At 37.3% G+C, this 12662-nt stretch carries 7 protein-coding genes and 1 pseudogene; all 8 read left to right on the top strand.

Features of this window, described 5'->3' with window-relative positions; genetic code table 11:
* Nucleotides 1–37 precede the first annotated feature (37 nt).
* The 8 genes and pseudogenes from BHU68_RS11430 (at nt 38) to BHU68_RS11395 (ending at nt 12643) form a co-directional block, all read left to right on the top strand.
* Nucleotides 38–1498 carry an ATP-binding response regulator gene (locus tag BHU68_RS11430; protein WP_069471180.1) on the top strand — a complete coding sequence of 487 codons (1461 nt, stop codon included), beginning with the start codon at nt 38–40 and terminating at the stop codon, nt 1496–1498.
* A 6-nt stretch (nt 1499–1504) separates the two neighbouring features.
* Nucleotides 1505–2485, top strand: a complete 981-nt coding sequence (gene tsaD, locus BHU68_RS11425) for a tRNA (adenosine(37)-N6)-threonylcarbamoyltransferase complex transferase subunit TsaD (protein ID WP_069471179.1) — start codon at nt 1505–1507, stop codon at nt 2483–2485.
* 142 nt (nt 2486–2627) lie between these two features.
* Nucleotides 2628–3383 (top strand): hypothetical protein, encoded by a 756-nt coding sequence (locus tag BHU68_RS11420; protein WP_069471178.1) that lies wholly within the window; start codon nt 2628–2630, stop codon nt 3381–3383.
* 149 nt (nt 3384–3532) lie between these two features.
* A pseudogene (locus BHU68_RS11415) lies at nt 3533–4240 on the top strand (DUF1702 family protein); the annotation flags it as partial.
* A gap of 106 nt (nt 4241–4346) precedes the next feature.
* Nucleotides 4347–5936 (top strand): CRTAC1 family protein, encoded by a 1590-nt coding sequence (locus BHU68_RS11410; protein ID WP_069471176.1) that lies wholly within the window; start codon nt 4347–4349, stop codon nt 5934–5936.
* Nucleotides 5937–5950: 14 nt separating this feature from the next.
* Nucleotides 5951–6805: an RnfABCDGE type electron transport complex subunit D gene (locus BHU68_RS11405; RefSeq protein ID WP_069471175.1), complete on the top strand. Its 855-nt coding sequence runs from the start codon at nt 5951–5953 to the stop codon at nt 6803–6805.
* Nucleotides 6802–12255 carry a type I polyketide synthase gene (locus BHU68_RS11400; protein WP_069471174.1) on the top strand — a complete coding sequence of 1818 codons (5454 nt, stop codon included), beginning with the start codon at nt 6802–6804 and terminating at the stop codon, nt 12253–12255. The genes BHU68_RS11405 and BHU68_RS11400 overlap by 4 nt, the downstream gene beginning before the upstream one ends.
* Nucleotides 12245–12643 carry an acyl-CoA thioesterase gene (locus tag BHU68_RS11395; protein ID WP_069471173.1) on the top strand — a complete coding sequence of 133 codons (399 nt, stop codon included), beginning with the start codon at nt 12245–12247 and terminating at the stop codon, nt 12641–12643. Before BHU68_RS11400 ends, BHU68_RS11395 begins: the two co-directional genes overlap by 11 nt.
* The last annotated feature ends 19 nt before the right edge of the window (nt 12644–12662 follow it).

Raw genomic sequence — 12662 nt, 5'->3', positions numbered from 1 at the left:
AAAATAGAATATATTATATAATAAAGGATTTTTGTTAATGAAACAAACTACTACAATACTCATCGTTGATGATGAACCCACAGCCCGCGACATGTTAGAAATGTTATTAGCTAATCAAGGCTATGAATTAGCTTCTGCTAGTAATGGATTAGAAGCATTAAAATTAGCGGCTGAATTAATACCAGATGTAATTTTATTAGATGTAATGATGCCAGAAATGGATGGTTTTGAAGTTTGTGAACATCTTCGCGCTGATCCTATACTTGCAGGAGTGCCAGTTTTAATGGTTACAGCTTTGGATGATCGCGATTCTCGTTTGCAAGGCATTGAGGCTGGAGCTGATGATTTTATTTCTAAACCTTATGATCGTTTTGAATTACGCGCACGCTTAAAAACCATAACTAAACTTAATCGTTATCGCCGTTTATTGAATGAACAAGTTAAATTTGAATGGGTAGTTGAAAAAACTGATGATGCTTTTTTGATCTTGGATAAAAATGAAGAAATAATCTATACCAATCCACAAGCCCGTCTTTACTTATCAACAACTGATATAAAAGAAAATACCAAATTTTTAGAGCTGGCTAGGGAAGAATATCATTGCCAACCGGAGGATGCTTGGGCAAATGGGTTAATTTATACAGATGAATCATTTAAGCCTCGTTATTTAGTACGCCCAGAATCTGCTAGATCTCATGCTTTTTGGTTACAAGCTGAAGTAATGGAAATGGGCAATGATTCAGTAGAAAAATATTTAATCCGTTTACGTGATGTCACTCAAAATATTTCATCTGAAAGAGTTCGTTGGACATTTCAAGGGCAAATAAATCATAAATTAAGATCACCATTAATGCCCATAACTAGTGGGTTAGAATATCTAAAAAACAATGTTGAACAATTATCAGAACCACAGCTCAAAGAATTTTTAGATGTGATGCACCAAGGTTCAGTGCGCCTACAATCTGAAATTGAAGAAATTCTGAAGTTTTTAAATCTTTCACAGGTAGATAAGTTAGCTTGGGATAATTGTAATCTAAATGATATTGGAACTATGGTCAATAGTATTGCAGAATCTTTAGAAATAGAATCGGTAAACTTAAAATCTCAAGGAATTAAGAATCAGAATCAAATTCCTCTCTTTATATCTAGTCGCGCTGTTGAATTAATTTTAACTGAACTGTTCTCAAATGCGAAAAAATTTCATCCACAACATACACCTAATTTAGAGATTCATATAAGTCAATTATCTGAAGGTATTTGTTTGCAAGTAATTGATGATGGAACACATTTATCACCTGATCAATTATCCAATATTTGGACTTCCTATTATCAAGCAGAAAAAGATTTTACTGGGCAATTACCGGGTATGGGTTTGGGATTAGCAATGGTTTCATCATTAATTTGGAATATAGGCGGAAAATGTACTGCCTTTAATCGTCAAGATCAAAATGGCTTAGTAATAGAAATTATTCTTCCATTGATGAATGTAAAAGATTAAAAATTCATGCGTGTATTAGGAATAGAAACATCTTGCGATGAAACTGGAGTGGCAGTATATGATACTGAACAAGGTTTATTAAGACATGCACTTTATAGTCAAGTAGATTTACATGCTCAATATGGTGGTGTGGTACCAGAATTAGCTTCTCGTGATCATGTGCGTAAATTAATACCTTTAATTAAAGAGGTATTAACAGACCCTAATGAAATTGATGGTGTAGCCTATACTGCTGGACCGGGTTTAATTGGTGCATTATTAGTAGGTGCATCTGTTGGTAGAAGTTTAGCATGGGCTTGGCAAGTGCCAGCAATCGGTGTTCATCATTTAGAAGGACATTTACTTGCTCCTATGCTTGAAGAAGCGGCACCTAAGTTTCCGTTTTTAGCTTTATTAGTTTCTGGTGGTCATACTCAATTAATGGAGGTAAGTGCTTGGGGTAAATATAAAATTTTGGGAGAATCGCTTGATGATGCTGCTGGAGAAGCCTTTGATAAAACTGCGAAATTATTAGGCTTAGGCTATCCCGGTGGTCCTGCATTAGCAGAATTAGCATTACGCGGCAATCCTGATAGATTTGATTTTCCTCGTCCAATGACACAACGCCCGGGTTTAGATTTTAGTTTCAGCGGCTTAAAAACTCATGTTTTAACAACTTGGAACAAACAAGAACAAAATGAACAAACACGAGCTGATATTGCTCGCGCTTTTGAGGATGCGGTTATAGATACTTTATTAATAAAATGTCGTCGTGCAATTAAGCAAACTAAATTAAAAAGTTTAGTAATTGCCGGTGGCGTTGCAGCTAATAAAAGACTACGATCCAGTTTTAAGAAAAAATTAGATATTAATATATATTATCCGCGCCCTAGTTTTTGTACTGATAATGGTGCCATGATAGCCCATGCAGGTGCATTACGTTTATTAAATAAGCAATCAGAACCATTGGCTTTTAAAACACATGCGCGTTGGTCAATGTTTAAGTGACCTTTCTCTGGTTAATTTTGGTTGTTGATTATCGACTAATGGCTCCCTTTCTGAAAGATTTTGACTTAGTGTAATGCTGTAAGTTTCATTCATAAAATAATATAAAGACGGACAATTTCAGAAAATTACAGCAGTTAAAACATTGTTACTGACAGCATTGCTAGTCATTGGCATAAGTTCACAAGCTTTAGCTTGCACACATACTCCACCTAAACCACGGATTTGGATTACTCATGCTCACATAGTAACCCCTAACTTCGGATTTTGGATTTATATAATTCGTGTTCACAAACTCACTACTTTTGGAACTAAAGTAGGTAGCGGGCAAGTTTGTGCTTGCGCGTTCAGATTACCTCGTGATATAGCTGAAATTTTTGCCGCTAAATTAGTGTTATCAGACACTGATATTCCTTATCCCGGTTTATCAGAATTTGTGTTTAATAAAATTACTGGTAAAGGTTTTAATTTATTGAGTAATGGTTTATCTGATTGGGTTGGATTTTCAGCTAAAGTCAGTCAAAATATTGATCCTGATGTACCAGTAGATTTACTGTTTTATGCCAGAATCAAAAGCGACAAAGATGAAGCAATGAAAAGGTTTGAAGAATACGTAAAAAGTGGTCAAACCTTGCTTGGAACTAGCGGTGCTAACGCAAATGGTACACCAATAGTAGATAAGGAACATCCAGATCATACGGTAGTGACAGCGGCTGGAGATTTACAAATCATGCCACCAAAATCAAAATTCTGCTCTACTTATGATCTAAATACTGGTATTTTTAAAGTATCAGATGTAGAGGTTGATATATTAAATCAAAAATTTCATTTTGCGGCTGACATGAAAACAATTAATCAAAATCCGTTTCAATTTGAGCTTACAAATCTAACAGCTAAATAAGTAATAGTATAAAGGGGCGCAGAAATGCGTCCCTTTTTTTTGGCAAAATTTATAGAAATGTCCGTCTATATATAACTAGAATAAAAATATATAGGTAATAACATGAAATTTCGTAAAGTGATTTTCGGTATTTCTCAGAACAAACTGATTCATTGACTCAAAAACTTGATACACAAGTAGATGAATTACGTGGTTTTGCCTATGAAGGGGCTGCAATGGCTTTAACAATCTTGGATTTTGTATCACCTTGGCATCGTCAGCGTCTTAAACAGTTTATGCAAGCTGCCGGTTCACATCATATTTATATGTTACATGTTGGTGCTGGCTGGGCTTGGGCACGTTTGCATCGTAATGTTAATAAAGCTGTAACTTCTCTTGATGATCCATTATTGGCTTGGTTGGCGGTGGATGGTTATGGTTTCCATGAAGGTTATTTCAATTGGCAAAAAACTGTCACCAAAAAGCTTGTGCCTCGTCATCTTTCTGCTGATGCACGATCTGTGTTTGATCAAGGTTTAGGGCGTAGTTTGTGGTTTGTTAAAGGTGCTGATGTTGAAGTCATTGTTGACACTATTAATAATTTTCCAGTAGAAAGGCGAGCAGATTTATGGGCTGGAATTGGATTAGCTGCTACTTATGCTGGTGGTGTTGATACAACAGCATTAAAATATTTAGCTGAATTTGGTAACATTCCTCAATTAGCACAAGGTGCCGCTTTTGCCGCTAAAGCGCGTGAAAAAGCCGGTAATCCAACTATTAATACAGAACAAGCCTGTCAAATATTTTGTAATACTGATGCAATTACTGCTGCAAATGTCACTGACGAATCCTTAAAATCTTCTCCCTCTTATAATTAATCCTAGTTTAGAGCATATATCAGGATGGATATCAGCTGTAGGGGCTAGCGTTGCTATTAATGATCTTGATGGTGATGGCTTATCTAATGATTTATGTTACGTTGAAGTGCGTACTAATCAAGTAATTGTAGCACCTGTGCCGGGCACAAAAATGCGTTATCAAGCAAAAACCCTAGCCGCTGCTCCATTAAAATACGATAACACTATGGCACCAATGGGCTGCTTACCAGCAGATTTAAATCAAGATGGCAAAATGGACTTATTAGTCTATTATTGGGGTCGTCCTCCTATTGCTTTTATGCAAGCAAAACAAGAGTTTAACTTTTATCCAACCAACATTGTCACAGATGGTTTTGAACGCTGGTTTACTAATGCTGCCACTGTTGCTGATATAGATGGTGATGGGCATCTCGATATAATCATCGCAAATTACTTTCAAGATGGGGCGCATATTCTTGATCCTAATTCTAAAATTCCTGATGAAATGCAACATTCTATGTCGCGTGCCTATAATGCTGGCGGCACTTATTTCTTTCTTGGACAACCAGATAATACATTCCGTAAAATTAATGGTACTGAAGTCTTAGATAAACAAAGTAATTACGCATGGACATTAGCACTAGGCGCGGCTGATTTAGATGGCGATATGTTGCCAGAATTATATTTTGCTAATGATTTTGGTCCAGATCGTTTACTTCATAATCGTTCTACTCCCGGTAATTTAAATTTTGCTTTATTAGAAGGTAAGCGCGGTTTTACTACACCGGCTTCCAAAGTAGTTGGTAAAGATTCATTCAAAGGCATGGGAGTTGATTTTGCTGATATTAACGGTGATGGTTGGTTAGATATTTTTGTGAGTAATATTGCTGCTGAATATGCACTTGAAGAAAGCCATTTTCTCTTTGTCAGCACTGGTGAAGTTGAACTTATGAAACAAGGAATTGCACCTTATGTCGATCTAAGCGAACCATTGGGTGTTTCTCGTAGCGATTGGTCTTGGGATAATAAATTTGCGGATTTTAATAATGACGGACAAGCTGAAATAATACAAACAACTGGCTTTTTAAAGGGTAAAATCAACCGTTGGCCAGAACTTCAACAAATAGCAATTGGCAATGATGAACTATTAAAATATCCACAATATTGGCCTCGCCTGCAATATCCTCATGATGATCTCAGTGGTTATAAACCTAATCCATTTTATACACGCGCCGCTAATGGACGTTATATCAACATTGCCGCTGAACTAGGTTTAGATCAATTGCAAGTTAGTAGAGGTATTGCAGTAGCCGATGTTGATGGTGATGGTGATTTGGATTTCGCGCTGGCTAATCAATGGGAAGATTCTCATTTTTATCGTAATAATTGTCCAAATACTTGTGGTAACTATTTAGGCTTACATATAAGACGAACTAACAATAAACAAGTTACTGTTTATAAAGGACATCCTACAAAAATTAGTAGTCCAGCTATTGGTGCTGCTATAAAAGTCACATTGCCTAATAAACGTGTTTTAGTCGCACAAGTTGATGGTGGCAATGGTCATTCTGGTAAACGTAGCCCTGATTTACATTTTGGCTTAAATAAGCTTGATTCAAACTTAAAAGTAGAAGTTAGCTGGCGTAATTCACAAGGTAAAGTGAATAAAGAAGTTTTATCACTTGCTCCCGGTTGGCATACAATAGAACTTAATTAATAGAGGATTATATCATGAAAAAAGATATGCGCTTAGCTGCTTTACGACGTTTCGCATTTGCTATTACTGCTTTAACAATATTTGGTTTATGGATATTAGGTTTTGAAGCATCTTATGCTTATGTATTTGTTGCCTTAATAACTGGATATTTGACAGACATAATATTAGAAACCATAGAAGCAAAAACCAAAGGTCAAAAAGCTCGCTATGAAGGAGGATTCATAGCCTTTATTAATTTTTTATTGCCAGCCCATATTACTGCCGTAGCTGTATCTATGTTGTTGTATTCTAATGAACAATTATGGCCTATAGCTTTTGCTTCTGCTGTTGCAAATGGATCAAAATATATTTTTCGCTTAAAAATAGGCAATCGATACCAGCATTTTCTCAATCCATCAAACGCAGGGATTACAATAACGCTAATATTATTACCGTGGGTAAGTATTAGCCCTCCTTATCAATATACTGAAAATTTTAGCGGCAGCATAGATTGGATATTGCCAGCATTTTTTATTGTTTTTGGTACATTTTTAAATGCGCGTTATGCTAGGCGGATTCCTTTAATTATTGCTTGGTTAATTGCATTTGCCGCTCAAGCTATATTACGAGCTTGGTATTTTGATACCCCTATGATCACTGAATTAGAAATGATGACAGGTGTTGCCTTCCTATTATTTACTTTTTATATGGTAGAAGATCCCGGCTCTACACCATTTAAGCCACTTGGACAAGTAATATTTGGAGTCTCAGTAGCCGTTGCTTATGCGATTTTTATGATGTTGCATATTGTGTTTGGGTTATTTTTTGCCTTGTTTTCAGTGTGTATTATTCGTGGCATCTATATGTCAGCTAAGGAGATAAGATCATGAAAGATATTGCAATAGTTGGTATGGCTTGTCATTATCCTGATGCTGATACTCCAAAAGCACTTTGGGAAAATGTGTTGAACAAACGACGTGCCTTTCGCCGATTACCAACAGAAAGATTAAACTTGGCTGATTATCCTGAAATTTATTGTAATCAAGCAGCCGTTATTGAAGGTTATGAATTTGATAGAGTTAAATATAAAATCGCAGGTAATACTTATCGTAGCACCGATCATAGTCATTGGCTAGCCTTAGATGTAGCAGCCCAAGCTTTAGAAAATGCCGGTTTTACTGATGGTAATGGATTATCAAAATCTCGCACTGGAGTTTTAGTAGGTAATACGCTTACTGGTGAATTTTCACGGGCTGCACAAATGCGCTTACGATGGCCATATGTACGTCGTATGGTAGAAGCAAGCTTAGCTCAATACGACTGGAATAGCGATAAAATAAAATCCTTTATTTTGGATTTAGAAGCTAATTATAAACAAGCATTTGAGGCAGTTGGGGAGGATACTCTTGCTGGTGGTCTTTCTAATACCATTGCGGGTCGTATTTGTAACTACTTTGACTTTGGCGGCGGTGGTTATACTTTAGATGGTGCTTGTAGTTCTTCATTATTAGCAGTAGCTAATGCTTGTCGAGCTTTGGTTGCTGATGAAATAGATAGTGTGGTAGTTGGTGGTGTTGATTTAAGCCTTGATCCATTTGAACTAGTAGGTTTTTCTGCCATAGGTGCATTAGCGTCAGAAGAAATGCGCGTTTATGATGCCGCTTCTAACGGATTTTGGCCCGGTGAAGGTTGTGGTTTTATGGTGTTAATGCGCTATGATGATGCGCTTGCTTGTGGTGCCCGCTGTTATGGTCTTCTTAAAGGTTGGGGTATTTCCTCAGATGGCAGTGGCGGCATAACGCGCCCTGAAGAGAAAGGACAAAGTCTAGCTCTAAAACGTGCTTATCAGCAAGCTGGTTATGATATTGATACTGTAGCTCTTTTTGAAGGTCATGGCACTGGCACCAAGGTTGGAGATGAGGTTGAACTTAAAACTCTAGTATCAGCTCGTAGTGAAAATGCAGCTCGGGCTGCCCTTGGTTCGGTTAAAGCTAATATTGGTCATACTAAAGCAGCGGCTGGAATGGCTGGATTATTAAAAGCGGTTATGGCAGTACATCATCAAATTTTACCACCTACCACCGGTTTTAAACACCCACATTCAGTACTTACAAATACTAATTTATCCTTGTTATCTAAAGGTGAAATTTGGCCATCTGAACAAGCTTTAAGAGCAGGAATTAGTTCTTTTGGTTTTGGTGGCATCAATGTGCATTTAACTATTGAAGCTATAAGTAATACTCGCCGTTCTCGATTGACTCCAAGAGAACATCAATTATTAACTAGTTCGCAGGATTATGAACTATTCCTATTTGGTGCTGATGATTTCGTTTCGCTTGAAATTCAATTACAACAATTAGCTGCAATAGCAGCCAGACTTTCATTAAGCGAATTAACAGATTTAGCAGCTAGTTTAACGGTTCAAGGCAATATACGAGCTGCAATAATAGCTGCTACTCCAACTGAATTGGCTGACAAAATCAAACAATTAAAGGCTTATATAGCGGCTGGAACTACGCAAGTCTTTGAAACAGATATATTTTTATATAATTCAATAGGCAAAATAAGCTTATTATTTCCGGGTCAAGCCTCACCAGTACGCTTAAATGGTGGAGCATTTGCACAGCGTTTTACACAAATTCAAGCCTTATATGAACGCGCCCAATTAGCTAAATCAGATGATAAATCCACTGCTGTAGCGCAACCTGCAATTATAACCGCAGAAATTGCAGGATTACAACTATTAGACTACTTTGGTGTCAAAGCACAATTAGCAATTGGACATAGTCTTGGGGAATTAGCGGCATTGCATTGGGCTGGCGCAATGGATGAAGCGACTCTATTAGAATTAGCAAAAGTACGTGGGCGTGCTATGACTGATGCTGGTGGAAACGGTGCTATGCTTAGTATCGCATCGGCTGATATTATGGAAGGTATTAATATTGCTTGTTACAATAGTCCTAATCAAACAATAGTTTCTGGTACAGTTGAAGAAATAAAAAATTTGCAAGCCTCTCTTAAAGGAGTAAAAACTACCCTGTTACCAGTATCTCACGGCTTTCATTCTAAATTGATGATACCTGCCGCTGAAGTTTTAGAGGATTATTTAGCATCAATCACACTCAAACCGATACAACAACCAGTTATATCAACTATTACTGGTAGCGAATTAGAAGCAGATACTGATTTAAGATCGCTACTAACAAAGCAACTTACTGATCCAGTTCGTTTCACTCAAGCATTGGAATTGGCAGCACAAGATACTGATTTATTTATTGAAGTTGGACCCGGACAAATACTAACTAATCTAGTAACTGATGTACCAGTAGTAAGTTTAGATGTAGCTAATAATTCACTACAAAGTTTATTAAATACCTTAGCAGCCGCTTATGTTGTAGGTACAGAAATCAAATCCTTGTATGCTGATCGTTTCACGCGCCCATTTTCACTAGATTGGCAACCCAAATTTTTCGCCAACCCTTGTGAATTAGCTCCTTCAATTGAACAAGTTGATACTATTGAGGAAGAACAACCACAATCTGAAAATACCATAGAACTTCTACGTAGTTTAATCGCAAAACGCGCTGAATTACCAACTAATGCCGTACATAATAATAGCCGCTTATTAGCCGATTTACACCTAAATTCAATTAGCGTCGGTCAAATAGTTGCAGAAGTTGGACGTAAAAAAGGTTTAAATGCAGCGGCTGATCCAACTGCTTATGCAAATGCTAGCTTAGAAGAAATTGCCACTGCTATTGAAGATAGAATCGCCAGCGGTGAAGTTAAAACAGAAAAAACTACACTAACTATGGGTGTTGATGCGTGGGTACGACCATTTATAGTTGAACAAGTGGCAACACCATTAAATGGCACTATACATCCAGCAAAAGGTGATGGTGGTTGGCAAGTATTTGGTGATAATGAACAGCTTGAACAAGCTTTAAATGCTTGGGGAGGCAATGGTGTTGCTTTATGTTTGGCTGATCAAAACGATTTAGCAATGATATTAGCAGCGGCAAAAGCTGGGTTTGGCAAACAGTATTTTATCTTAATACAATATAGTATGGGAACTGCCGCTTTTGCTCGTAGCTTCTATCAAGAACAAACTGACATTACCACTGTAGTAATCACACTACCAAATGATGAACATGTTATTGAACGTGTTTTAGCTGAAGTACAGATTGCCGAAAATTACCATGAAGTTTATTATGATAATAACGGAATTCGCCATCAACGACGTTTAAAAAACCTGACAGGTTTTCAAAACCTGTCAGGTTTAAAAAACCTGTCAGGTTTAATTTTAGTTACAGGCGGTGGCAAAGGTATTACCGCAGAATGTGCAGCATCTTTAGCCACAGAATATGATGTGCGTTTAGCTTTACTTGGTCGTTCAAAGCCAGAAAATGACCCTGAACTTGCTAAGAATTTAGCGCGTTTCAAACAAATGGGTATCAATTTCCAATATTTTTCAATTGATATTACTGATGCTGATGCCGTTACAGCTATAGTATCTGAATTGGGACCAATTACCGCCCTAATACACGGTGCCGGAACTAATAAACCTACATTAATCCGCGATCTTGATGAAGATACTTTAAAACGCACCCTAGCACCTAAAGTAGATGGCTTAGGTAATATATTATCAGCTATCAAAGATTTGCGTTTATTAGTTAATTTCGGATCAGTAATTGCCACCGCCGGAATGCCCGGAGAAGCTCATTATGCCTTAGCCAATGAACGGCTAGCTAATATAAATCATCCAAATTGCCGCTGTTTAACTTTAGAATGGTCAGTTTGGTCAGAAGTAGGAATGGGCAGACGTTTAGGCAGTGATGAAATCCTCTCTCAACAAGGGATTACAGCAATTTCACCTGACGTAGGTATAGCTATATTGCATCAAGCACTGAAACAAAATTGGACTCAAACGGTAGTGGTAACTGGGCGAATGCCTACAACTCCTACTATGCCACTGCAACGCCCAGAGCTACCATTTCTGCGTTTTCTGCAACCGCGCGTTTATTATCCCGGTATTGAATTAGTTACTGAAGTCGAAATTTCAGCAACTACTGATCCTTATCTTAATGATCATGTATTCAAGGGCGAACGACTATTTCCAGCAGTAATGGCTTTAGAAGCAATGGCGCAAGTAGCATCAGCGGTATTAGCTACAGATCAAATACCGTCTTTTGAAGATATAGAATTTTCTCGCCCAATTATAGTTGAAGATACAGAAACATTACAAATTGCAGCCCTTGTTCAAAGTTCTGGTGAAGTTGATGTGGTAGTACGTTGTAGCCAAACTAACTTTAAAGTTGACCATTTTCGGGCGCGTTGTGTATTTAGTAAAAGTTCTACTAAAGACATAGTAGAAATTGATTCTAAAGATATAATTCCTGCACAAGAATTATATGGCAACTTACTATTCCAAACTGGACGTTTTCAACGTATCAGCTCCTATCGACATTTAGAAGCAACTCAATGTATAGCTGAAATTGCAAATGATGACAAACAAACATGGTTTGGACGTTATTTACCACCAAACTTAATCTTAGGTGATGCCGGATCACGAGATGCCGCTATTCATGCGATTCAAGCTTGTATTCCTCACGCCCAATTATTGCCAATTGGTGTTGAACGCTTAAATTTAGTTGATGTTACGGTAAATGGACCATGGATTGTTACTGCTAAGGAACGTTGGCAAAAAGATGATTTATTCTGCTATGACTTAGTCTTGCGAGGTGCAGATGGAAGCTTACGAGAAACTTGGGAAGGATTACGTTTACACAAAGTATCAGCGATAGAATGGCAAAAAACAGGATGGGTCAAATCACTATTAGCACCATATGTAGAGCGTAGCGTTCAAGAATTAATACCAGAAGCATCTATAAATTTTAATAATAAGGAAAAACTAGTAAAACGACCAGATGGTAAACCGCAAATTCTGAACTCAGATTTAAAAGTATCAGTAAGCCATAGCAAAGAACTAAGTTTAACAATAACTGGAATACAAGATTTATCTTGTGATATAGAAGCAGTAATAAAACGCGACATTTGGACAGATTTATTAGGTAATCACCACAACTTAGTAGATATAATTTCTCAACAAGCCCATGAAAATATTGATAATGCCGCAACGCGAGTATGGACAGCAAAAGAATGCCTGAAAAAAGTTGGCGCATTGCCAGAAACACCTTTAACTATAAAAACAGTAACAAATAACGGCTGGATTTTATTTGGAGCAGGAAATATGACTATCGCCTCATCAGTGTTGACGATGAAAAACACACAACAAGCTTTAGCATTAGCGGTATTAGTAGGTACAAATCATGGATTATAAATGGCACCATATAGTCACCTTTGAAGAAACCAATTTAGTTGGCAACGTCTATTATGCCAACCATATTCGTTGGCAAGGCGCGTGTAGGGAAATGTTTTTAAAGGATCATGCGCCCGATATATTAGAACAATTATATCAGAACTTAGTTATGGTAACGACTCGCGTATCTTGTGAATATTTTAACGAATTGTTTGCTTTTGATGAAGTTATATTAACTATGCGAGCTGGAGAAGTGACTTCCAGTAGAGTTGTGATGTTATTTGATTATATTCGCGCTGATGAACTGATAGCGCGAGGAGAACAACAAATAGCTTGTATGAGTCAAAACCAGCCAACTCCAATACCAAAATCTCTACGCGATGCTCTAACTCCGTATCTATCACCATGAACAAGATTTTTTTCATAGG

This window comes from Candidatus Marithrix sp. Canyon 246, from assembly GCF_001723685.1.
GTDB lineage: Bacteria > Pseudomonadota > Gammaproteobacteria > Beggiatoales > Beggiatoaceae > Marithrix.
The sequence above is the reverse complement of the archived record's forward strand: the minus strand, read 5'-3'. Positions and strand labels throughout refer to the sequence as shown.

What these genes read in the sequence shown, in the direction of transcription:
- BHU68_RS11430 (WP_069471180.1), top strand. Translation starts at nt 38, where the DNA reads ATGAAACAAACTACTACAATACTCATCGTTGATGATGAACCCACAGCC.
- tsaD (WP_069471179.1), top strand. Translation starts at nt 1,505, where the DNA reads ATGCGTGTATTAGGAATAGAAACATCTTGCGATGAAACTGGAGTGGCA.
- BHU68_RS11405 (WP_069471175.1), top strand. Translation starts at nt 5,951, where the DNA reads ATGAAAAAAGATATGCGCTTAGCTGCTTTACGACGTTTCGCATTTGCT.
- BHU68_RS11400 (WP_069471174.1), top strand. Translation starts at nt 6,802, where the DNA reads ATGAAAGATATTGCAATAGTTGGTATGGCTTGTCATTATCCTGATGCT.
- BHU68_RS11395 (WP_069471173.1), top strand. Translation starts at nt 12,245, where the DNA reads ATGGATTATAAATGGCACCATATAGTCACCTTTGAAGAAACCAATTTA.